Origin of the sequence: Rathayibacter sp. AY1F2, assembly GCF_002930885.1 — a bacterium.
Taxonomy (GTDB): Bacteria; Actinomycetota; Actinomycetes; order Actinomycetales; family Microbacteriaceae; genus Rathayibacter.
The window spans coordinates 170,985-193,141 of record NZ_PSVG01000005.1 but is presented as its reverse complement, the minus strand read 5'-3'; the positions used below and the strand labels follow the sequence as shown (position 1 = coordinate 193,141).

The following is a 22,157-nucleotide window of genomic DNA, read 5'->3' as shown; positions in this document are numbered from 1 at the left end:
CCGTGTTCGTCATGACTCCCATTGTCCTCCTCCGCCCGGCCGCCGGGGCCGCCACGGGCCGGGCGGGGGAGGAGGACGGGGAGTCGGCGTCGGGGAGGAACGTCAGGACGCGTCCTTCACCATCCCGCGGACCGAGAGCTGGACGACCAGCGGCCGGTGGTCGCTCCCGGCGTCGTCGCGGTCGTCGACGACCTGGTAGCCCGAGACCTCCCAGCGTCCGGAGAAGAGGACGTGGTCGATCGGGGCGCCGAGCGCGGGCGGGACCGAGGACGGCCAGGTGCCCAGGGCGGCGCCGCCCGCGACGGTCCCCGCGTCGCGGCAGCCGCCCAGCGTGGCCGAGCCCGGCAGCCCGGTCCAGTGGTCGACCGTGGAGTTCAGATCGCCGAGGACCACGACGTCCTCCTCCGCGGAGCAGAGCGCGGAGACCGAGAGCAGATCGCTCCGCCACTCCGCGAGGCGCGAGGGGATCGGCGCCATGGTGTGCACCGCGGCGAGGACGGGGCGCTCGGGAGTGTCGGGGCGTGCGACGAGGGACGGTGTCGATCCGGTGACGACCGCGGCGGTGTCGACGCTGTAGCCGCCGAGCGAGGGGGAGAGCAGCAGGGCCGCCCCGTCGTCGGCGCCCGACCCGGCGTAGTGGAGAGTCATCGACATCCCCTGGGCGCTGAGCGCGTTCACGACGTCCTGCGCGTGCGTCTGCGAGACCTCGAGGAGGGCGATGCCGTCGACCGCGCTCTCCCGGGCGAGCGAGGCGATCGTGTCGACGGGCACGCCGTCGTGCAGCACGTTCCAGGTCGCGAGGCGCACGTCGGCGAGGCGGTGGGCGCGCGGAGCGGCGGAGTCGTAGCCCCGCGCTCCCTGCACTCCCGCGAGCACGAGCGCGAAGACGACGCCGAGCGCCGCGAGGGCCAGCGCGAGGCGCCTGACCGGAGCGACGAGGACCGCGATCACGACCAGGACAGCGGCGAGCCCGACGGCCGCCGCGCCCGTCGCGAGCCGGAACGGCACCAGCTGGGCGAAGGGGGCCTCCCGGGCGATCCCGAAGAAGCCGGGCGCCGCGACCACCAGCAGAGCGATCGCCACGATCACCGCCACCGCGGTCTTCACCAGTCTCGTCCCCATCGCCGCCCAGGCTACTAGGGCATCGGAGGGCTCGCAGGCGGCGCGTCTACGATGAGCGCATGCATGTCGACGGGGGCCGTTACGACCTCCACACCCACTCCGTCGTCTCCGACGGCACCGAGGCTCCGGCCGTCCTGGTGCGCGCCGCGGCCGCGGCCGGGCTCGCCGGAGTGGCGCTCACGGACCACGACACGACCGGCGGCTGGGCCGAGGCGCTCGCCGCGGCCGAGGAGGCGGGCATCGACCTGCTGCCCGGCATGGAGCTCTCCTCCCGCGTCGGCTGGGCCAGCGTCCACGTCCTCGCGTACCTCGTCGATCCGGCGGATCCGGGGCTCGTGGCCGAGACCGCGCGCATCCGCTCGGCCCGCACGCACCGCGCGGAGGCGATCGTCACCGCGATCGCGGCCGACTACGACCTCACCTGGGACGACGTCCTCGCCCAGACCAGCCCGGGCACGACCATCGGGCGTCCGCACATCGCCGACGCGCTCGTCGCCCGCGGCCTGGCCACCGACCGCTCCGCGGCCTTCGCGGGGATCCTCGACTGGCGCGGCGGCTACTACCGCCCGCACTACGCGCCCGACCCGGTCGACGCCGTGCGCCTGGTCCGCGCGGCGGGCGGGGTCCCGCTCATCGCGCACCCGGCCGCGAGCGCCCGCGGGATCGCGGTCGAGTCGATCCTCCCGCAGCTCGTCGACGCCGGCCTGTTCGGCCTCGAGGTCGAGCACCGCGAGAACACGGCCGACGGCAAGCGCCGCCTGCGCGAGCTCGCCGAGCAGTACTCGCTCGTCACCACGGGCTCGAGCGACTACCACGGCACGGGCAAGCCCAACCGCCTGGGCGAGAACACGACCGCGCGCGCGACCGTCGACGCGATCCGCTCCTCCGCCCGCTGAGTCGCGGAGAGCCGCTGACAGGCGGAGAGCCGCCGGATCACCGTGACCGCTGAGGGGCGGAGAGCCGCTGAGTCGCGTGGGGACACCGCTGAGTCGCGGGAGAGCCGCTGAGACGCCGGGAGCCCGTCCTCCCGCGACGGATCGCGGGGGGACGGGCTCGGGGCGCGGGGGCTCAGGCCTGCGCGTCGGGGCGCGGCGAGCGGCGGCGCGACCGGGTGCGGCGGCGCGGCTCGCTGTTGCCGTCGTGGTGCTCCTTGCTCTCGCTCGAGGGAGCGGGGCCGGTCTGCTGCGGAGCGGTCGAGTCGGCGGAGTCGGAGCGGGTGCGGCGACGCGGCGGCCGGTCGCCCCGCTCGGAGCGCTCGCCGCGGTCGGAGCGCTCGCCCCGGTCCGGGCGCGCGTCGGCCTTCGCCTCGGCGGGGATCGGGGTCGGCTTCAGCCGTCCCTTGGTCCCCGCGGGGATGTCGAGGTCGGTGTAGAGGTGCGGCGACGACGAGTAGGTCTCGACCGGGTCGGGCTGGCCGAACTCCAGCGCCCGGTTGATGAGGGCCCACTTGTGCAGGTCCTCCCAGTCGACGAAGGTCACCGCGATGCCGGTCTTGCCCGCGCGCCCGGTGCGGCCGACGCGGTGCAGGTAGGTCTGGTCGTCGTCCGGGATCGTGTGGTTGATCACGTGGGTGACGTCGTTCACGTCGATGCCGCGCGCGGCGACGTCGGTGGCGATCAGGATGTCCTTCTTGCCGGCCTTGAACGCCGCCATCGCGCGCTCGCGCTGCTCCTGGTTGAGGTCTCCGTGCACGGCCGCCGCGTTGAAGCCGCGGTCGTTGAGCTCCTCGACGATGCGGGCCGCGGCGCGCTTCGTACGGGTGAAGATGACGGTCTTGCCGCGGCCCTCGGACTGCAGGATGCGCGCGATGACCTCGTCCTTGTCGAGCGAGTGCGCCCGGTAGACGATGTGCTTGATGTTCGCCTGCGTGATGCCCTCGTCGGGGTCGGTCGCGCGGATGTGGATGGGCTTGTTCATGAAGCGGCGCGCGAGCGCGACGATCGCGCCCGGCATCGTCGCCGAGAAGAGCATGGTGTGGCGGGTGGGCGGCGTCTGCGCGAACAGCTTCTCGATGTCCGAGAGGAAGCCCAGGTCGAGCATCTTGTCGGCCTCGTCGAGGACCATCACCTGCACGTTGGCGAGCGAGAGCAGGCGCTGCCCGGCGAGGTCCAGGAGGCGGCCGGGGGTGCCGACGACGATCTGCGCGCCGGCCTTCAGCTGCTCGATCTGGCCCTCGTAGGCCTTGCCGCCGTAGATCGAGACGATCTTGGTCGGCCGGTTGGAGGCGGCCAGCTCGATGTCCTCGGTGACCTGCACGGCGAGCTCGCGGGTCGGGACGACGATGAGCGCCTTGACGCCCGGCTCCGGGTCGGTGCCGAGGGCCTGGATGAGGGGGAGGCCGAAGCCGAAGGTCTTGCCGGTGCCGGTCTTGGCCTGGCCGATGATGTCCTGCTTCTGCAGGGCCAGGGGGATCGTCTGCTCCTGGATGGGGAACGGCTCGAGGATGCCCTTGGCGGCGAGTGCGGCGACGATGTCGTCGTCGATGTTCAGATCGGAGAAAGTCACGGAGTGAAGCGCCTGTCGTGTCGAACGGTCTACGCCCCTGTACGACTCCGGGCGCAGGGTCACCGATCCAGCGCCGGTGACATCCCGGCGAGTCTACTGCTCCCGGCCCCGCCGGCCCCGGAACCCCGCCCCTCCGGCGCCCTATGCTGAGGAAATGGCTGCCTGGTTCCGACGTCGACGTCCCCTGCTCGAGGTGCCCCGCCTGACGCCCCGCGGGGAGTCGAGCCAGAAGCGCGACCGCGTCGACCTCGCCGACCTCACCCCCGAGGTGCTGCCCTACCTCGGCCAGGTCGCCTACCTCCAGCTCGCGGTGTTCGAGGTGCTGGCGCGCGCCGTCGCCGAGACCGACGACCTCGCGGACAAGGAGGCCATCTCCTCCGCCGCCGGCACGGCGCTCGCGAAGCACCACGCGGTCGTCGCCGAGCTGCGCCGCCGCGACGTGGAGCCCGGCGAGGCCATGACTCCGTTCCGCCCCGCGATCGACACCTTCGAGCGGCTCACCCGCGGTGCGGACCTCCACGAGACGCTGCTCTCGGCGTACATCACGGCGGGCCTGCTCGACGACTTCTTCATCCGCCTCACCGGCGGGCTGCCCACCGACGTGGGGCCGCGCATCGCGCAGACGCTCGGCGCGGACACGGGCGTCGACGGCGTGATCGCGATCCTCCGCCGCGAGATCGCCGCGGACGAGCGCCTGGGCTCGCGCCTGGCCGTCTGGGGCCGCCGCCTGGTGGGCGACACCCTCCTCGTGGCGCGCTCCGCGCTGATGGGGTCGGGCAACCACGACTCCGACGAGTCGCGGATCGAGCCGGTGTTCACCGAGCTCATCGCCTCGCACACGCGCCGGATGGACGCGCTGGGGCTCACGGCCTGACGGTTCCCGGCGTCGCACTGCCCCGGAATCCGGAACGACGGAGGCGCGGAAGTCCGAGGACTCCCGCGCCTCCGGCTCGGATCAGGGGGCGACGCGTCCCGAGAGCATCGCCTGCAGGGAGGCCTCGTCGCGGCGGGCGCGGCTGCGCCCGAGCGAGAGGCCGACCGGGACGACGACCACGGCGGTCGCGACGAGGGACAGGACCCAGATCAGGCCGCCGTCCCACGGCAGGCCCGCCCAGGTCAGTGCGACCCAGACGACTGCGGCGACGAGGCCGCCGATCGCCGGGACCAGCACGGAGCCGTGCAGGTGCCGGTGCGGCAGCCCGTAGCGCGCGGCGAGACCGATCAGGACCCCGAACAGGGTGATGAAGAGGAGCTCCACGACGTGTCCGCCCGGGACGCTCTAGGCGACGAAGCCGACGCGGCGCGACTCCTCGGAGCCGACCTCGACGAAGGCGATGGTGGCGGTCGGGACGATGTAGATCTTGCCCTTCTCGTCGCGGAGGCGGAGGACGGCGGTGCCGGCCTCGAGAGCGGTGGTCACCGTCTTCTCGACCTCGGTCACGGACATCGACGACTCGAAGTTGAGCTCGCGCGGGGTGTTGACCATTCCAATACGGATTTCCACCAGCAGTGCCTTTCGGGAGGGGACGAGGGTGTCAGGATACGGGACCGCGCTCGGACGACCGCGCCGGTTTCGCGGTGAGCGGAGCGGGCGGCCGGGGCTCCCGGCGGGGACGGGCGGGAGTGTCGGACCCGGTGGCTACCGTGGTCGTGTGACCGCTCCCGCGACCCCCGCTCCCTCCACCGCAGCCTCCGTCGGCGAGGCGCTCCCGGGCGAGCCCGCGGTCGTGCTGGACGACTCCCAGCGCGCGGTGCTCGCGCTGCCCGAGGGCCGCAGCGCCGCCGTGCTCGGGGCGCCGGGGACGGGCAAGACCGCGACGGTCGTCGAGCTGGTCGCCGAGCGCGTCCTCGAGCGGGGGTACCCGCCCGAGTCGGTCGTGGTGCTCGCGGCCAGCCGCACCGCCGCCACCGCCCTGCGCGACGTGCTCGCCCTGCGGCTGGGAGTGCCGACCCGGGGCCCGCTCGCCCGGACCGCGACCTCGCTCGCGTTCGAGGCGGTCACCTCCTCCGCCAAGGAGCGCGGCCTCGAGCGGCCGACCCTTCTGACCGGCGGCGAGCAGGACGCCCTCCTCTCGGAGCTCGTCGAGGGCCACCTCGAGGAGGGGACCGGCCCGCGGTGGCCGGAGGAATTCAGCCCCGAGGTGCTGCGGCTGCGGACCTTCCGGACCGAGCTCCGCGAGTTCGGGATGCGGGCGACCGAGCACGGGCTCGACTCGGACGCGATCCGCGCCCTCGGGGTCGACGCCGAGCGCGGCGAGTGGAGCGCGGCGGCCGACGTGCTCGACGAGCTGCGCGAGGTGGTCGAGTGGATGGCGCCCCAGGCGGGCACCCGTCTGGACGCGGCGGAGTTCGCGGCCTACGCGGCCGAGGCGATCCGCGCCGGCGAGGGCGGCGAGCGGATCGACGCGCTGCGCCTCGTCGTCGTCGACGACCTCCAGGAGGCGAGCGAGTCGACGCTCGTGCTGCTGCGGGCGCTGACGGAGCGCGGGGTGACCGTGATCGCGCTGGGCGACCCGGACGTGGCGACCAGCGCCTACCGCGGCGCGGCCTCCGACACGCTCGGCCGGTTCGCCGCGAGCATCGGCGCGTCCGACGTCGAGACGCTGGTGCTCGCGCGCGTGCACCGCCACTCGGCCGCGCTGCGGGCGGTCGTGTCGGCGGCCACCGAGCGGATCGGCACCGCGGCGGCCGGCCGGCAGCGGGCGGCGGTCGCGGCTCCGGCCCCCGACGCGGGCCCGGCACCCGTCCTGGTGCTGCACGCCCCGACGGCGGCGCGCGAGGCGGCGACGGTGGCGCGGCTGCTGCGCGAGCGGCGGCTGCGCGACGGAGTGGCGTGGCGGCGGATGGCGGTCGTCGTCCGCTCCGGAGCCGCGGTCCAGCCGCTGGTGAAGGCGCTCGCGGTGGCGGAGGTGCCGACCCGCTCCGTGCTCGCCGGACGGGCGCTGCGCGACGATCACGCGGCCCGGGCGCTGCTCGTGCTGGTCGGCGTCGCGATCGGCGAGCGGCCCCTCGACGCGGAGCTCGCGGCGGAGCTGCTGCTCGGCCCGTTCGGCGGGGTCGACCGGCTGGGGCTGCGCAGGCTCCGGCTCGCGCTCCGGGCGGAGGAGCTGGCCGGCGGCGGCATCCGCGCGAGCGACCCGCTGCTGGTCGAGGCCCTCGCCGCGCCCGGCCGATTCGCGACCATCGACTCCGCTCCCGCCCGGCAGGCCGAGCGGCTGGCCGTGACGATCGACCGGGTCCGCCGCCTGCACGAGGAGGGGGGCTCGATCGAGGAGCTCCTGTGGTCGGCGTGGGAGTCCAGCCGCGTCGCGTCCGCCTGGCGCGAGCTCGCCCTCGGCACCGGCCTGACCGCCGCCGAGGCCAACCGCAACCTCGACGGCGTGGTCGCCCTCTTCAGCGCCGCGCGCCGGTTCGTGGAGCGGGCGACCGGGCACTCCGCGATCGGCTTCGTCACCGAGATCCTCGAGGCGGAGGTCCCCGAGGACACGCTCGCTCCGCGCTCCGTCGAGGACGCGGTCCTGATCGGCACGCCCTCCTCCGTCGTCGGCCTGGAGTTCGACGTCGTGGTGGTGGCGCGGCTGCAGGACGGCGTCTGGCCCAACCTCCGCCAGCGCGGCTCGCTGCTCGATCCGGACGGCCTGCTGCGGCACGCCCGCGGCGAGGGTGGACTGCCGCTCGACGCCCGCAAGGCCACTCTCGACGACGAGCTCCGGATGTTCGCCCTGGCCGCCTCCCGCGCCCGGCGGCAGCTCGTGCTCAGCGCCGTCGCGGGCGAGGACGAGACGCCCTCCCTCTTCTTCCGGCTCACCCCGCCGGACGCGCCGCGGCTCGATCCCGCCTCCGCGGTGCCGCTCACGCTGCGCGGGGCGGTGGCGGCGCTGCGCCGGACCGCCACCACACCGGGCTCGACCGAGGCTCCCGCCGCCATCCGAGGGCTCAGCGCCCTGGCGCTCGCGGAGGTCCCCGGCGCCGACCCCTCCTCCTGGTCCGGGGTGCTCGAGCCCTCGACCACGGAGCCCCTCTTCGACGTCGGCGACCCCGAGCGTCCCGTCTCCGTCTCGCCGAGCCGCCTCGAGGCCTTCGAGCGGTCCCCTCTGGACTGGTTCGTCGACGCCGTCTCCGGCTCCACGACGAGCACGGCGATGGGGGTCGGCACCCTCGTGCACTGGGTCCTCGAGAACGCCGAGCGGCCCGATCCGCAGGAGCTGTGGGCGGCTCTCGAGTCGCGGTGGCCCGAGCTGGTCTTCGAGTCGCCCTGGCTGGGGGAGCGGCAGAAGCGCGTCACCCGGCGGCTGATCGACGGCCTCGCGGGCTATCTCGCCGACTTCGAGCGCGGGGGAGGCGTGGTCCTCGGCCGCGAGCAGCAGTTCGAGCTCGACGTCCCGCCCGCCCGGGTGCGCGGCTCGATCGACCGCGTCGAGCGCGCGTCCGACGGCTCCGTCACGATCGTCGATCTCAAGACGGGCCGCAGCACCCCCCGCAAGGACGACATCGCCGAGCACGCGCAGCTGGGCAGCTACCAGCTCGCCGTCGCCGAAGGGGCGATCGAGGCGGCCGACCCGGCCGACGGGGGAGGCGCGAAGCTGCTCTTCGTGGCGACGGGCGTGCGCGGGAAGCCGTACCGTGAGGTGGTCCAGGAGCGCTTCGGCGAGGAGGAGCTGGAGCGGCTGCGCGATCGCGTCCGCGCCGCGGCCCTGGGCATGGCGGCGGCGGGCTTCTCGGGCCTGCTCGACGCGACCCCGTTCTCCCCCGGCGACGCCCTGCGGTACCGCATCCACGCGGTGCCCGAGGTCCCGGGGGACGGACTCCTGGCGATCGACGAGGTCGACGAGACAGAGGACCCGGAGGACTCCGAGGAGCCGGGTCCCGATGCGCCGGCCGATCCATCCGGCCCCGCCGACCCCGACCCCTCCGCCGTCCTCGAGGAGGAGCTGCCGTGATCGACGCCCTGACCATCGCCGAGCGCCTCGACCTGCGCCCGCCCACCGCCGAGCAGCGCGCCGTCATCGAGGCGCCGCTCGAGCCTGCCCTGGTGGTCGCCGGTGCCGGCAGCGGCAAGACCGAGACGATGGCGAACCGCGTCCTCTGGCTCCTCGCGAACGGCCACGCGGCGCCGTCGGATGTGCTCGGCCTCACCTTCACCCGCAAGGCGGCGGCCGAGCTCGGCGAGCGCATCGGGCGGAGGATCGACCAGCTCGGCGCGGCGGGCCTGCTCCCGCTCGCGCCCGGGCAGTCGGCGCCCGACCCGTTCGAGGCCGCCACCGTCTCGACCTACAACGCCTTCGCGAACACGATCTTCCGCGACAACGCCGCCCTGATCGGCCGCGAGGGGGACGCGACCGTGCTCTCCGAGGCCTCCGCCTGGCATCTCGCGCGGGGAGTCGTGGCCGACACGGCCGATCCGCGCATCCTCGAGGTGGAGGCGGGCATCGACCGGCTGACCGACCTCGTCGTCTCGCTCGCGCACGACCTCGCCGACAACCTCGCCGATCCGGCCGCGGTCGCCGCGTTCGCCGAGGACTTCCTCCGCCTGGGCGAGCTGCCGCGCGGAGGCAGCGGCTCGGGGCTCTACCGCGAGCTCGAGAAGGCGCTGCAGGCCGTGGGCGCGCTGCCGGTGCTGACGGCGCTCGCCGAGCGGTTCCAGGAGGCGAAGGTCGAGCGCGGCTTCGTCGAGTTCTCGGACCAGGTGGCCCTCGCGCTGCGGATCGTCGACCGGGTGCCGCGGATCGTGGACGAGCACCGCGCGAGGTACCGGGTGGTGCTCCTCGACGAGTACCAGGACACCTCCGTGCTGCAGACCCGCCTCCTCTCGCGGCTCTTCGCCGGGCAGGGAGTGATGGCCGTGGGCGACCCGCACCAGTCGATCTACGGCTGGCGCGGTGCGAGCGCCGAGGGGCTCGGCCGCTTCGGCACCGATTTCGGGGGAGCGGGCCGCTTCTCCCTCAGCACGAGCTGGCGCAACGGCCGCCGCGTGCTGACCGCCGCGAACGCGATCGTGGAGCCGCTGTCGGCGGGGAGCGCGGTCGCGGTCGACACGCTGAGCGCGGGTCCTCAGGCCTCCGAGCACCCGGTCGAGCTCACCTTCCCCGAGACGATCGAGGAGGAGGCGGACGACGTCGCCGCCTGGTTCGCCGGGCGCCTGCGCCAGAGCGCCGAGCCGCCGTCGGCCGCGGTGCTCTTCCGGGTGCGCGCGCACATGGACCGCTTCGCCGCCGCGCTGGCGAAGCACGGCGTCCGGTACCACATCCTCGGCATCGGGGGCCTGCTGCGGCAGCCCGAGATCGCCGACCTCGTCGCCGCGCTCACCGTGGTCGAGGACCCGGCCGCCGGCAGCGAGCTCGTCCGCCTCCTGGCCGGCGCCCGCTGGCGTCTGGGCGTCCGCGACCTCAAGGCGCTGCGCGACCTCGCCTCGTGGCTCGCGGCGCGCGACCACGCGCACCGGCTGCTCCCGGAGGAGGTGCGCGAGCGGATGCGCGCGTCCGTCACCGAGGGCGAGGGCGGCTCGATCGTCGAGGCCCTCGACTTCATCGCGGCGCGCCGCCCCGGCGACGACGGGCGGATCGACCACTCCGCGCTCGGCGGATTCAGCGCTGAGGGCCTGCGGCGCCTGCACGAGGCGGGCGCCCTGTTCGCCCGGCTGCGCGCCCGGGCCGGGCTCGACCTCCTCGACTTCGTCACCCTGGTCGAGCAGGAGCTGGGCCTGGACATCGAGGTCGAGGCGAACGAGTCGCGCGGGGACGGCCGCGCCAACCTCGAGGCCTTCCGGGAGGCGGTGGCCGGGTACCTGCAGACGGACGACCGCGGCGCCGGCACCGGCTCCTCCCTCCGCGGATTCCTCCGCTGGCTCGTCCTCGCGGACAAGCGCGACGGCCTGGCCCCGCGACCGGAGGACCCGGAGCCGGGGACGGTGCAGCTGCTGACGATCCACGGCTCCAAGGGTCTGGAGTGGGACCTCGTCGCCGTCCCGCGGATGGTCGACGGCGAGCTCCCCGGCACGCCGGTCGAGGGCTTCCGCGGGTGGGTCAGACTGGGCGCGATGCCCTACGCGTTCCGCGGCGACGCCGCCGAGCTCCCCGATCTCGCCTGGCGCGGCTGCAGCACGCAGAAGGAGGTCGTCGACGCGATCGGAGCGTTCGGCGACACCCTCCGCGAGCGCAACGAGGCGGAGGAGCGGCGTCTCGCCTACGTGGCCGTCACGCGGGCGCGTCACCACCTCCTGCTCAGCGGCTCGTGGTGGGCCGGCCAGGCCAAGCCGCGCGGACCGGGCGTCTTCCTCCGCGACCTCGAGGAGGCCGGCACGATCCCGCCGCTGCCGACCGAGCCCGCGAACGAGGAGAACCCGCTCGAGCGGGCCCCGCGCACGTTCCGCTGGCCCCACGATCCGCTCGGCTCCCGCGGCGACCGGGTCCGCGCCGCCGCCGCCCGGGTCCGCAGCGCCGAGCCCGCTCTGCTCGGGGCGCGCGGCGACGACATCCGCCTGCTGCTCGCCGAGCGGGCGGTGCGGCTGGCCGGGGGCGAGCGCACGCCGCTGCCCACCCGCATCCCCGCCTCCCGGTTCAAGGACATCGTCAGCACGCCGGACGAGGTCGCGGCGCAGCTGCGCCGGCCGATGCCGGAGCGCCCCTACCGGCAGACCCGGCTCGGCACGACCTTCCACTCCTGGGTCGAGAACCGCTTCGGCGTCCAGGGCGGGGCGGAGGCGGTCGACACCTTCCCCGACGAGCTCGACGACGCCGGCCCCGCGAGCGTCGAGCAGGAGCGGCTCGACGCCCTGATCGCCACCTTCGAGCGCTCGGAGTGGGCCGACCGGCGCCCGGAGGCGGTCGAGATCGAGATCCACCTCCAGCTCGCAGGCCACGTCGTCGTCTGCAAGCTCGACGCGGTGTACCCGACGGAGGACGGCGTGCAGATCGTCGACTGGAAGACCGGGCGGGCGCCGAAGGACCCCGCCGACCTCGAGCTCAAGCAGTTCCAGCTCGCGCTGTACCGGCTCGCCTACTCGCGCTGGCGGGGGGTGCCGCTCGAGAGCGTCGACGCCGTGTTCTACTTCGTCGCCGACGACCTCGTGCTGCGGCCCGAGCGGTTCTACTCCGAGCGCGAGCTCGCGGAGTCGCTCTCCTCGGCGACGGGAGCGAGCCCGCGGCCGTGAGCGGAAGAGCCCGTGCGGGCTCCCGGCGTGCGGTTGAGCAGCTCCTCGACCTCCGAGACCTCCAGCACCGGGCCGGTGTCGGTCGAGAGGGGCGCGGAGAGGTCGCCGAGCACGCTGTCGACCAGCGTGTCGAGCATGGCGACCGCGTCGTCCACGATGGCGGAGTCGTCGGTCTCGGTGCCGTGCAGCAGCCAGCGGGCGAGTTCGAGTTCGGCGTAGAGCTGGGCGCGCTGGCGGATCGTGCGGTCCACTGCTCCCGCGCGCATCCGGGAGTAGGCGGAGAGCGCCGTCTCCGAGCCCGGGGCGCTCAGCAGCCAGTGCAGGTCGCGCGCCGGGTCGCCGACCCGCAGCGCCGCCCAGCCGAGCACGGCCGCGACGACGTCGCCCGAGCGGAGGAAGGAGTCGGCGGTCATCGAGCCGTTCACCACGGTCGGGTCGAACTGCCAGAGCGCCTCGTCGGAGGAGGCCGACTCCCAGCGCGCGACGAGCGCCGCCGGGACGTGGCCGGTGTCGGCCGCGCGCTCGATCACCGCGACCGTCTCGTTCACGCTGTCGCGCGCGGTCGCGATCGGCAGGCCCGCCTCCTGGACGAACGACACCGGGAGCGAGTGGATCGCCCCGACGGCCCGGCCGATCGAGTCCGCGAGCCCGCTCTGCGCGGCCACGTCGTCGATGAGGACGCGATCTCCCTCGAGGTACTCGTAGACGACCGCGCGGGTGCCGTCGAACGGCGTCTGCCCGACGCTCTCCTGCAGATCGAAGGGCAGGCGGCTGCGGATGCCGGCGGTCAGCGCCCGGAGCGCGACGAGGTCGCCGAGCTGCTCCTGCTCCGCGAGCGCGGACGTGGGCACGCGCACGACGAGGGGGGCGCCCTCGCGCGTCGTCAGCAGGGCGGAGTCGAAGTCGCCGTGCGTCGAGGAGGTGAAGGGGCGCGCGGAGCGGACGTCGAGGCCCTCGACGGCCGAGGTGGCCAGCGCGGCTAGAGTGAGATGGGATCTGGCCATGGTTTCCAGGGTAGGCGGCTCGTGCCCGGCCGGCCCGCCGCCACGCGCTGTCCCGCCGATGCCGTCGAAGGCCCGCGACAGCGGTCCTCGCGGCCCCCGTCACGAAATGAGCCCCGGATGTCACTGCCCTTCGCCGATCGCCTCCCGCTCTCGCGACAGGCGGCCGACCGCGACGGCGTCGGACGCTCACGGCCCGCGCTCTTCGACGAGCTGCTCGCCGATCCCGCCACCCGCGTGCTCGTCCTGCACCACGACCGGACCCTGGTCGAGGCCGACCGCCTCCTCCTGCGCCGCCCCGAGGACGTGACCGCCGGCACCCTCCGGATCTACCTCGGCCGCACGCTCGCCGAGGCCCCCGGCGAGCCGGTCGGAACCCCCGTCATCGCGACCGTCCTCACCGACGCGGCCGCCGCCGAGCTCGAGCCCGACGAGGAGCGGTGGAGCGGCCTGCGCCCGATCGCCGAGCGCCTGAGCGACCGCGACGCGGGCCTGTTCACCGAGGCTCTCGCCATCGCGAACTGGCACGCCTCGCACGGCTACTCGCCCCGCAACGGCGACCCGACCGTCGTCGAGCAGGGCGGCTGGGTCCGCCGCTCGCCCACCGACGGCAGCCAGGTCTTCCCGCGCACGGATCCGGCGATCATCGTCTGCGTCCTCGACGCGGACGACCGCCTCCTCCTCGGCTCGAACGCGATGTGGGGCACCGGCCGCTTCTCCCTGCTCGCCGGCTTCGTCGAGCCGGGCGAGTCGCTCGAGGCCGCCGTGATCCGCGAGATCGGCGAGGAGTCGGGCATGCGCGTCGTCGACCCGCAGTACCTCGGCTCGCAGCCCTGGCCCTTCCCCGCCTCCCTCATGGTCGGCTTCACCGCCCGCCTCGCCGAGGACCAGTCCCCGGAGGATCTGCTCCCGGACGGCGAGGAGATCGTCGAGCTGCGCTGGTTCACCCGGCAGCAGCTGCACGACTCGCTCGAGTCCGTGCTGCTGCCCGGCCGCTCGTCCATCGCCCGCGCGATGATCGAGGACTGGTACGGAGGCGAGCTGGAGAACGGCCCGATCGCGTGACCCTGCTCGACGGACTCGACGAGGGGCAGCGCGAGGCGGCGGAGGCGCTGCTGGGGCCGGTCTGCGTCCTCGCGGGAGCGGGCACGGGCAAGACCCGGACGATCACGCACCGCATCGCGCACGGAGTGGCGACCGGCGTCTACACGCCCGGTCGCGTCATGGCCCTGACCTTCACCAGCCGCGCCGCGGCCGAGCTGCGCTCGCGCCTGCGGGTGCTCGGCGCCGGCGGCGTCCAGGCCCGCACCTTCCACGCCGCCGCCCTCTCGCAGCTCGGCTACTTCTGGCCGCAGCTGGTGGGGGGCACGATGCCCCAGCTGCTCGACGGCAAGGCGCGCCTGCTCGGGCACGCGGCCGAGCGGCTCCGCCTGAAGCTCGACACGGCGACGCTCCGCGACCTCTCGGCCGAGATCGAGTGGCGGAAGGTGTCCGCCCTCTCGCTCGAGCAGTACGCCGTCGCCGCCCGCACGCGCCCCCTGCCCGGACGGCTCACCCTGGAGCAGACGGTCGCGCTCGTGGACGAGTACGAGGGGCTGAAGGACCAGCGCCGCCAGATCGACTTCGAGGACGTCCTGCTCGTGACCGCCGGGATGCTCGAGTCCGAGCCTGCGATGGCGATGCAGGTGCGCGAGCAGTACCGCTTCTTCGTCGTCGACGAGTACCAGGACGTCTCGCCGCTGCAGCAGCGGCTCCTGGAGCTCTGGCTCGGCGACCGGAGCGACCTCTGCGTCGTCGGCGACGCCAGCCAGACCATCTACTCCTTCGCGGGTGCGCGGGCCGACTACCTCCTCGACTTCCCGTCCCGCTGGCCGGCCGCCACCGTGGTGCGCCTGGAGGAGAACTACCGCTCGGCCGTGCCGATCGTGCAGACCGCGAACCGCCTCATGCGGGGCAGGCCCGGCGCCCTCTCGCTCCACGCCGTCGCCGCCGCCGAGGCGCCGGAGCCCGCGATCGACGCCTACCCGGACGACATCGCGGAGGCGCGCGGGATCGCGGCGCGGGTCGCGGCCGACATCGAGGCGGGGGTGCGCCCCTCCGACATCGCGGTCCTCTTCCGCACCAACAGCCAGTCGGCGGTCATCGAGCACGCCCTGCACGAGCGGGGAGTGAGCGCGCACATGCGCGGCGGCAAGCGCTTCTTCGACCTGCCCGAGGTGAAGCAGGCCGTGATGCAGCTGCGCGCGGCGTCCGTGTCGATCAGCGGCGAGCCGCTGTTCAAGTCGGTGAGCGACGTCCTCCGCTCGCTCGGCTGGAGCGCCGAGCCCCCGTCTGCGCCCGGTGCGGTGCGCGACCGGTGGGAGTCGCTGGACACGCTGGCCCGCCTCGTCGACGAGGCCCCTGCCGGATGGACCTTCCGCCAGTTCACCGACGACCTGATCGCACGCCAGCAGGTGCACCACGAGCCGGACCGCGGCGCGGTCACCCTCGCCACGCTGCACTCGGCGAAGGGCCTCGAGTGGGAGTCGGTGCACCTGATGGGGCTCGCCGAGGGCCTGCTGCCGATCTCGTACGCCGCCGGCCTCGAGGCGATCGACGAGGAGCGGCGCCTCCTCTACGTCGGCATCACCCGGGCCCGCCGGCGCCTGCGCCTCTCGTGGGCGCGCTCGACGGTCGGCCGCGTCACGCGGAGGGAGCCGTCGCGCTTCCTCGAAGAGCTCGGCACGCGCACTCGGGGTGCGGCTCCCGCTCCCGCACGGTGAACGCTCCGGAGGCGTCGCTGTAGATCCGCTCGGCCGCGCGGAGCCCTCGCCAGCCCGCGAGGAGCCGCCGCAGCACGGCGTCGGCGGCCGCCACGGCGATCGCCGCGCTCGCGAGCGGCGTGCGGGTGGGGGCTGAGCGGCCGAGCACCTGGATCACGAGGCGCGCGCGATCCGGGTCGAGGTCCATCCGGTCCCGCTCGGCGCAGTGCAGGCACGGTCCGGACCCCGGCTCCACCAGGGGTCCGAGGCGCACCGATTCGTCGCCGAACACCACCGCCAGGTGCGGCACATCGGCCGCGAGCCAGTGCGCGGCGCGGGCGGGGGCGACCGCGAAGTCGGCGATCAGCACGGCGAGGTCCGGCGTCCCGTCGTCGGCGAGCAACGAGCAGCCCTCGCTCCGGAGCAGCGTGCGCAGTGCGTCCGGTGCTGCGCCCGTCCCCTCGACGACGACCCGCGGTGCCGGGGGAGGGCCGGGCTCGACGCTGCGCAGCAGGACCGGCCGGAGCGCCTCGAGCACCTCGTCGACCCGCGCCTCGCTCGCTCCGGCGCGCGCCGCGATCAGGCGGACGGTGCCGGCGCTGGTGCCCACGCGGAGGGCGTCGAGCAGCAGCTCCTCCGGGTAGCCGATGCCGTCCAGCACCGCGTGCGGCCGGTCGAGGCCGAGCTGCACCGCGGTCGCGGAGCGCCAGAGCAGGGGGAGTCGGGGATCGAGCCGGAGCACCATCCGGCGATCATGGCCGAGACCGGCCCGGCGCCGCGCGAGTTGTCCACAGGCGGGCGCCGGACGGGGGGGGTCAGACGGGGCGGTCCCCCGTGGGGGAGGAGCCGCTGTCGTCGTCGTCCGGCGAGCCGGCGTCGTCGGGCGTGTCCGGAGCGTCTCCGGAGGCGCCGTCGCCCTCGCGCGGCATCGTGCCGTTCAGCAGGTCCTCCAGCGCGCGGTCCATCTCGTCGGGCTCCGGGGTCTCGCCGCGGGCCTCGGCCGTGAGCCGGGCGACGAGCGCGCTCGGGTCGTCCAGGTCCTCTGAGCCGGGGAGCAGGTCGGGGTGCGACCAGAGGGAGTCGCGGGCCTCGGGCCCGACGGCGTCGGTCACGGCCTGCCACATCGCGGCGGCCTCGCGGAGGCGGCGCGGGCGCAGCTCCAGGCCGACGAGGGTGGCGAAGGCGGATTCGGCCGGCCCGCCGGAGGCGCGGCGGCGGCGGACCGTCTCGGCGATCGCCCCGGCGCTGGGCAGGCGGGTGGTCGCCGCCGCGGTGACGACGTCGACCCACCCCTCGATGAGGGCGAGGACGGTCTCGAGGCGGCCGTGCGCGGCGAGCTGCTCCTCCGTCTTCGGCGGGATGAGCGCGCCGGAGGTCATCGCGTCGCGGAGCTCCTCGGGGTTCGACGGGTCGAAGCCCTCGGCCAGCTCCTCGAGGCGGGTGGTGTCGATGCTGATCCCGCGCGCGAAGTCGGTGATCTGCGAGATGAGGGCGAGACGGAGCCACTTGCCGTGCCGGAAGAGGCGGGCGTGCGCGAGCTCGCGGACCGCCAGGTACAGCTGCACCTGGTCCAGCGGGATGTCGAGGCCCTCGCCGAACGCGGCGACGTTCTGCGGCAGGATCGCCGCGTCGTTCTCCTCCAGCAGCGGGATGCCGATGTCGCCGCCCGAGACGACCTCGGCGGCGAGCTGCCCGACGACCTGGCCCAGCTGCAGGGCGAACAGGGTGCCGCCGATCCCGCGCATCATGCCCTCGGCACCGGCGATCATCGCCTGCATCTCCTCCGGGGCCTGCTCGCGGAGCACGCGGGTCAGCGCGTCCGAGATGCTCAGCGCCACCGGCTCGGCGAGCTGGGTCCAGACCGGCATCGTCAGGGAGATCCACTCGAGGCGGCTGATCGAGCGCGGCGTGCGGCTCAGCTCGGAGACGTACGCGACCTCGTCGAGCCAGAGCGCGGCGACGCCGAAGGCCGCGTCGATCGGAGCCCGCACGGAGTCGGACACCGGCGCGGACTCGGCGCGCGCGAGCTGCTTCGCCTGCTCGAGCGAGAGCGTCCAGTTGACGCCGCCGTCGCCGTTCTGCTGCATCGCGCTCTGCAGCTGCGAGAGCAGGTTCTGCAGGGCCACCGGGTCGTTCGGCAGTCCCGCCGCTCCGGCGAGCTGCGAGGGGTCGACCGGGCCGTTCCCCGAGAGGAACTGCCGCAGCATCTCCCGGAACTCGTCCTCGGAGCCGCCGCCCGCTCGGTCCGCACTGTCGCCATCGGCCATCGGGATCAGCCCTCCGTCGCTCACGTGAATCCGGTCGCCGCACCGCCTCCGCGGCCCTGCACAGGGCGCCGGTTCCGGCGCGACTCCCAGTCGTTCAAGCTACGTTAGCCCGAGCGCCCGGGGCCTCGGCGTGCAGAGCACCGCTCGGGCCCAGCCCGCTTCCGCCCGCCGCGAACATCCCGGCGGAGCCGCTCCACCCGTTGCCAGAAAGGCCCCCGTGTCGCTGTTCTCCGACGACCCGCGCCCCTCCTCCTCCCCGCGCCGCCCGTGGGTCGGACCGGTCGTCCTCCTCTCGGGTGTCGCCGTCGTGGTCGGTCTGGGCGTCGCGCCCGCCCCCTACGTGATCGAGCAGCCCGGCCCCGTGTTCGACACCCTGGGCAGCAGCAAGGACGTGCCCCTCATCTCGATCCCGGACCGCACCACCTATCCCACGGCCGGCACGCTCGACATGCTCACCGTGTCGGTCGTCGGCAACCCGCAGAGCCTGCCCACCTGGGTCGAGGTCGCGAGCGCCTGGTTCGACAGGACCAAGGCGGTCGTCCCGGTCGACGCGATCTTCCCTCCCTCCTCCACGGTCGAGGAGCGCGACGAGGCGAACCAGGCCGAGATGACCGACTCCCAGCAGGAGGCGATCGCCGCCGCGCTCACCGAGCTCGGCTACCCCGTCGAGCAGCGCGTCTCGGTCGTGCAGGTGCCCGAGGGCTCCCCGGCCGAGGGCGTCCTGGAGGCGGGGGACGAGATCCTCGCGGTCGCGGGCACCCCTGTCGCCGACGCGACCGCCCTGCGCGCGACCCTGCAGACCCTCGGCACCGGCTCCCCGGTGCAGGTCAGCATCGAGCGCGAGGGCGTCCGGCAGGAGGTGGAGGTCACGCCGCGCGACTCGAACGGCGCCGCCGTCATCGGCGTTCTCCCCGGAGCGGCCTTCGACTTCCCGTTCGAGGTCGACATCCAGCTGGACGACGTGGGCGGGCCGAGCGCGGGCATGATGTTCGCCCTCGGGATCATCGACAAGCTCACCGAGGGCGAGCTCAACGGCGGGCGGAGCGTCGCCGGGACCGGCACGATCGACGCGGCCGGCGAGGTCGGCGCCATCGGCGGGATCCGCCAGAAGCTCCACGGGGCGGAGGGCGCCGGAGCCGAGTACTTCCTCGCCCCCGCGACCAACTGCAACGAGGTCGTCGGCCACGTCCCCGACGGGCTCGACGTGCTCGCGGTCTCGACCCTCGACGACGCCCTCGCCGCACTGAAGGGCATCGCCGCGGGCGACACCTCCGGGCTGCCGGACTGCAGCACCGCCGCTCCCCTCGACTGATCCCGCCCGCCGACCCCGGGTCGACGCCCAGGTGAGCCGGACAGCCGTCGCATAGCATGGGTGGCCTCCCCTCACATCTCGACAGCAAGAGGCCCTCACGTGAGTTCCACAGCAACCGAAACCCCGCCGCGGAAGAGACGGAGCGTCCTCGCCGTCACTGTCGTGGTGGTGGCCGTCCTGGTGGTGGCGTTCTTCGTCTTCGCCGGTCTGTACACCGACATCCTCTGGTACGACCAGCTCGGCTTCCTCTCCGTGCTCACGACGCAGTGGGCGGCGGCGGGCGGTCTCTTCGTCATCGGCTTCGTCGCCATGGCGGTGCCGGTGTTCATCAGCCTGATGCTGGCGTACCGCCTCCGGCCGGTCTACGCGAAGCTCAACTCGCAGATCGACCGCTACCAGCAGGTCGTGGAGCCGCTGCGGCGCCTGGCCACCTTCGGGATCCCCGCGGTGCTCGGCCTCTTCGCCGGCGTCTCCTCCGCCACCCGCTGGCAGACGAGCCTCACCTTCTGGAACCGCACGCCCTCGGGCACCACGGATCCGCAGTTCGGCCTCGACACGTCGTTCTACCTCTTCGAGCTGCCCTTCTACCAGAGCATCGTCGGCTTCGCGTCGGCGGTCCTGCTGATCTCGGCGTTCGCGACCCTCGCCACCGGCTACCTCTACGGAGCGATCCGGGTGAACGGCCGCGAGATCCGCATCTCGAAGGCCTCGCGCATCCAGCTGGCGGTCATCGCCGCCCTCTACCTCGCCGTGCAGGCGGTCAGCCTCTGGCTCGACCAGTACGCGACGCTCGCGCAGCAGGGGCCCCGCATCACCGGCGCCACCTACTCCACCGTCAACGCGACGATCCCGGGCCTGCAGATCCTGGCCGGCATCGCGGCGCTGGTCGCGATCCTCTTCGTCGTCACCGCCTTCATCGGCCGCTGGCGCTTCCCGGTCATCGGCACCGCGCTGCTGATCGTGTCGAGCCTGCTCGTCGGCTCCCTCTACCCGTGGATCGTGCAGAAGTTCCAGGTCGAGCCCAACGAGCGCACGCTCGAGCAGCCCTTCATCCAGAACAACATCGACATGACGCGCCAGGCCTACGGCGTCAGCGACGTCGACGTCATCCCCTACGACGCGACCACCGACGCGGAGCCGGGCGCCCTGCGCTCGGACGCCGAGACCACCGCGAACATCCGCATCCTCGACCCCGCCGTCGTCACCGACGCGTTCTCGCAGCTGCAGCAGTTCCGCCAGTACTACAAGTTCGGCGACACGCAGAACGCGCTCGACGTCGACCGCTACTCCATCGACGGATCGACGCAGGACGCCGTGGTCGGCGTCCGCGAGCTGAACCTCAACGGCCTCGGCACCAACCAGACCTGGTACAACCAGACACTGGTCTACACCCACGGCTACGGCCTGGTCGCCGCGTACGGCAACCAGCGATCGGCCGACGGCGAGCCGGTGTTCATCGAGTCCGGCGTCCCGACGACGGGCGACCTCGGCGACTACGAGCCGCGGATCTACTTCGGCGAGAACTCCCCGCCGTACTCGATCGTGGGCGGCAACGACTCGCGCGACATCGAGCTCGACTACCCCTCGGGCACCGACGGCGCGCAGCAGACCTACACGACCTTCGACGGCGAGGGCGGCCCCGCTCTCGACAACGTCTTCAAGAAGCTCGTCTACGCGATCAAGTTCCAGTCCGAGCAGATCTTCCTCTCGGACGGCGTGAACGACGACTCGCAGATCCTCTACGACCGCGATCCCGTGCAGCGCGTCCAGAAGGTGGCGCCGTACCTCAAGCTCGACTCCGATGCCTACCCGACCGTCGTCGACGGCCGCGTGAAGTGGGTCGTCGACGGGTACACCACCTCGGCCGACTACCCGTACTCGGAGGTGCAGAGCCTCTCGCAGGCGATCGCCGACACGAACACGCAGCAGCAGTTCCCGACCGACGACGTCAACTACATCCGCAACTCGGTCAAGGCGACCGTCGACGCGTACGACGGCAGCGTCACGCTCTACGCGTGGGACACCGAGGACCCGATCCTGCAGACCTGGCAGAAGATCTTCCCGACCACGGTGAAGCCCGTGAGCGACATGTCGGGTGAGCTGCTCAGCCACGTCCGGTACCCGGAGGACCTCTTCAAGGTCCAGCGCGCGGTCCTCGGCACCTACCACGTGACCGACGCGGGCTCCTTCTACTCCCGCGAGGACGCCTGGGCGACGCCGAACGACCCGACCAGCGGAGCCGCGACCACGGCCGCCGCGACCGGCACCAGCCTGCAGCCGCCGTACTACCTGACGCTGCAGACGCCGGACCAGGACGTGCCGTCGTACTCGCTCTACTCGACGTACATCCCGGCGAGCGTCCAGGGCGCGCAGGCCAGCCGCAACGTGCTGACCGGCTACCTCGTGGCCGACTCCGACGCCGGCTCGACGGCGGGCTCCGTGGCCGACGGCTACGGCACGCTCCGCCTGCTCGAGCTGCCGAAGGACGACACGGTGCCCGGCCCCGGCCAGGTGCAGAACGCGTTCACCACCGACCCGACGGTCGCGAACGAGCTGAACATCCTCTCCCGCGGCGACACCACCGTCACGAGGGGCAACCTGCTCACGCTGCCGGTCGGCGGCGGCCTGCTCTACGTCCAGCCGATCTACGTGCGCTCCAACGGAGACACGAGCTTCCCGCTCCTGCAGAAGGTGCTGGTCGCGTTCGGTGACGACATCGCCTTCGAGGACACCCTCGACGCGGCCCTCGACAGCCTCTTCGGCGGCGACTCGGGAGCCGACGCGGGCGACACCGGCACGCCGACGACTCCGGACGCCGGCACCGGCACCTCGGGCGGCGACACCGGAGGCGACGCGGGCGGCACGACCGGCGGCACCGGCTCCACGCCGGCCACGGGCGACCAGACGGCGCTGCAGCAGGCGCTGAACGACGCGCGGGACGCACTCACGGCTCGCGAGAACGCCCTCAAGGCGGGCGACCTCACCGCCTTCGCGGCGGCGGACGAGCAGCTGACCGAGGCGCTCTCGCGGGCGCTGCAGGCCGAGGGCGGCCAGTAGCCC

At 73.9% G+C, this 22,157-nt stretch carries 15 protein-coding genes; 8 read left to right on the top strand and 7 right to left on the bottom strand.

All coding sequences use genetic code 11. The features are described from left to right. Positions 1 to 102 precede the first annotated feature (102 nt). Positions 103 to 1,122 carry an endonuclease/exonuclease/phosphatase family protein gene (locus tag C5C54_RS06425; protein WP_146078796.1) on the bottom strand — a complete coding sequence of 340 codons (1,020 nt, stop codon included), beginning with the start codon at positions 1,120 to 1,122 and terminating at the stop codon, positions 103 to 105. Between the two features lie 59 nt (positions 1,123 to 1,181). Between C5C54_RS06425 and C5C54_RS06420 the strand changes: the two genes are divergently transcribed. Further along, positions 1,182 to 2,018, top strand: coding sequence for a PHP domain-containing protein (locus C5C54_RS06420; RefSeq protein WP_104287980.1), 837 nt, complete (start codon positions 1,182 to 1,184; stop codon positions 2,016 to 2,018). 172 nt (positions 2,019 to 2,190) lie between these two features. Here C5C54_RS06420 and C5C54_RS06415 read toward each other — a convergent pair whose 3' ends face one another. Then, complete coding sequence (locus tag C5C54_RS06415) at positions 2,191 to 3,627, bottom strand: DEAD/DEAH box helicase (protein WP_104224844.1); 1,437 nt, start codon at positions 3,625 to 3,627, stop codon at positions 2,191 to 2,193. 154 nt (positions 3,628 to 3,781) lie between these two features. Between C5C54_RS06415 and C5C54_RS06410 the strand changes: the two genes are divergently transcribed. After that, the gene (locus C5C54_RS06410) at positions 3,782 to 4,501 is read left to right on the top strand and encodes a ferritin-like fold-containing protein (protein WP_104224843.1); all 720 of its coding nucleotides are present in this window, start codon (positions 3,782 to 3,784) and stop codon (positions 4,499 to 4,501) included. A gap of 81 nt (positions 4,502 to 4,582) precedes the next feature. Here the strand turns inward: C5C54_RS06410 and C5C54_RS06405 are convergent, their stop codons facing one another. Together C5C54_RS06405 and C5C54_RS06400 are read right to left on the bottom strand one after the other, a co-directional pair. After that, positions 4,583 to 4,885, bottom strand: a complete 303-nt coding sequence (locus C5C54_RS06405; RefSeq protein WP_104226942.1) for a hypothetical protein — start codon at positions 4,883 to 4,885, stop codon at positions 4,583 to 4,585. 21 nt (positions 4,886 to 4,906) lie between these two features. Then, positions 4,907 to 5,131 carry a DUF3107 domain-containing protein gene (locus C5C54_RS06400; RefSeq protein ID WP_104224841.1) on the bottom strand — a complete coding sequence of 75 codons (225 nt, stop codon included), beginning with the start codon at positions 5,129 to 5,131 and terminating at the stop codon, positions 4,907 to 4,909. A 148-nt stretch (positions 5,132 to 5,279) separates the two neighbouring features. Here C5C54_RS06400 and C5C54_RS06395 point away from each other — a divergent pair, with 148 nt between their 5' ends. Both C5C54_RS06395 and C5C54_RS06390 read left to right on the top strand, forming a co-directional pair. Further along, positions 5,280 to 8,567, top strand: a complete 3,288-nt coding sequence (locus C5C54_RS06395) for an ATP-dependent DNA helicase (protein WP_104287979.1) — start codon at positions 5,280 to 5,282, stop codon at positions 8,565 to 8,567. Beyond that, positions 8,564 to 11,776 carry an ATP-dependent DNA helicase gene (locus C5C54_RS06390; RefSeq protein ID WP_104287978.1) on the top strand — a complete coding sequence of 1,071 codons (3,213 nt, stop codon included), beginning with the start codon at positions 8,564 to 8,566 and terminating at the stop codon, positions 11,774 to 11,776. Before C5C54_RS06395 ends, C5C54_RS06390 begins: the two co-directional genes overlap by 4 nt. Here the strand turns inward: C5C54_RS06390 and C5C54_RS06385 are convergent. After that, a complete protein-coding gene (locus C5C54_RS06385; protein ID WP_104287977.1) occupies positions 11,713 to 12,780 on the bottom strand; it encodes a phosphotransferase in 1,068 nt (355 codons plus the stop codon). The genes C5C54_RS06390 and C5C54_RS06385 overlap by 64 nt on opposite strands. A gap of 117 nt (positions 12,781 to 12,897) precedes the next feature. Between C5C54_RS06385 and nudC the strand changes: the two genes are divergently transcribed. Together nudC and C5C54_RS06375 are read left to right on the top strand one after the other, a co-directional pair. Beyond that, positions 12,898 to 13,842, top strand: a complete 945-nt coding sequence (gene nudC, locus C5C54_RS06380) for an NAD(+) diphosphatase (protein ID WP_104233180.1) — start codon at positions 12,898 to 12,900, stop codon at positions 13,840 to 13,842. Beyond that, positions 13,839 to 15,539: an ATP-dependent helicase gene (locus C5C54_RS06375; protein ID WP_104224836.1), complete on the top strand. Its 1,701-nt coding sequence runs from the start codon at positions 13,839 to 13,841 to the stop codon at positions 15,537 to 15,539. The genes nudC and C5C54_RS06375 overlap by 4 nt, the downstream gene beginning before the upstream one ends. On the opposite strand, the gene C5C54_RS06370 is transcribed toward C5C54_RS06375, so the two are convergent. Next, entirely contained in the window at positions 15,460 to 16,263 is an 804-nt protein-coding gene (locus tag C5C54_RS06370) for a hypothetical protein (protein WP_104287976.1), read from the bottom strand. The two genes, C5C54_RS06375 and C5C54_RS06370, sit on opposite strands and share 80 nt — an antisense overlap. 70 nt (positions 16,264 to 16,333) lie before the next feature. Beyond that, complete coding sequence (locus C5C54_RS06365; RefSeq protein WP_104287984.1) at positions 16,334 to 17,785, bottom strand: zinc-dependent metalloprotease; 1,452 nt, start codon at positions 17,783 to 17,785, stop codon at positions 16,334 to 16,336. A 217-nt stretch (positions 17,786 to 18,002) separates the two neighbouring features. Here C5C54_RS06365 and C5C54_RS06360 point away from each other — a divergent pair, with 217 nt between their 5' ends. Beyond that, positions 18,003 to 19,097, top strand: a complete 1,095-nt coding sequence (locus C5C54_RS06360) for a PDZ domain-containing protein (protein WP_104287975.1) — start codon at positions 18,003 to 18,005, stop codon at positions 19,095 to 19,097. A 99-nt stretch (positions 19,098 to 19,196) separates the two neighbouring features. Then, positions 19,197 to 22,154 (top strand): UPF0182 family protein, encoded by a 2,958-nt coding sequence (locus C5C54_RS06355; protein WP_181027225.1) that lies wholly within the window; start codon positions 19,197 to 19,199, stop codon positions 22,152 to 22,154. Positions 22,155 to 22,157: the final 3 nt, after the last annotated feature.

Bases quoted from the DNA above. Each gene is read 5' to 3' on its own strand.
- C5C54_RS06365 (WP_104287984.1), bottom strand. From the start codon at position 17,785: ATGGCCGATGGCGACAGTGCGGACCGAGCGGGCGGCGGCTCCGAGGAC.
- nudC (WP_104233180.1), top strand. From the start codon at position 12,898: ATGTCACTGCCCTTCGCCGATCGCCTCCCGCTCTCGCGACAGGCGGCC.
- C5C54_RS06410 (WP_104224843.1), top strand. From the start codon at position 3,782: ATGGCTGCCTGGTTCCGACGTCGACGTCCCCTGCTCGAGGTGCCCCGC.
- C5C54_RS06425 (WP_146078796.1), bottom strand. From the start codon at position 1,122: ATGGGGACGAGACTGGTGAAGACCGCGGTGGCGGTGATCGTGGCGATC.
- C5C54_RS06420 (WP_104287980.1), top strand. From the start codon at position 1,182: ATGCATGTCGACGGGGGCCGTTACGACCTCCACACCCACTCCGTCGTC.
- C5C54_RS06370 (WP_104287976.1), bottom strand. From the start codon at position 16,263: ATGGTGCTCCGGCTCGATCCCCGACTCCCCCTGCTCTGGCGCTCCGCG.
- C5C54_RS06385 (WP_104287977.1), bottom strand. From the start codon at position 12,780: ATGGCCAGATCCCATCTCACTCTAGCCGCGCTGGCCACCTCGGCCGTC.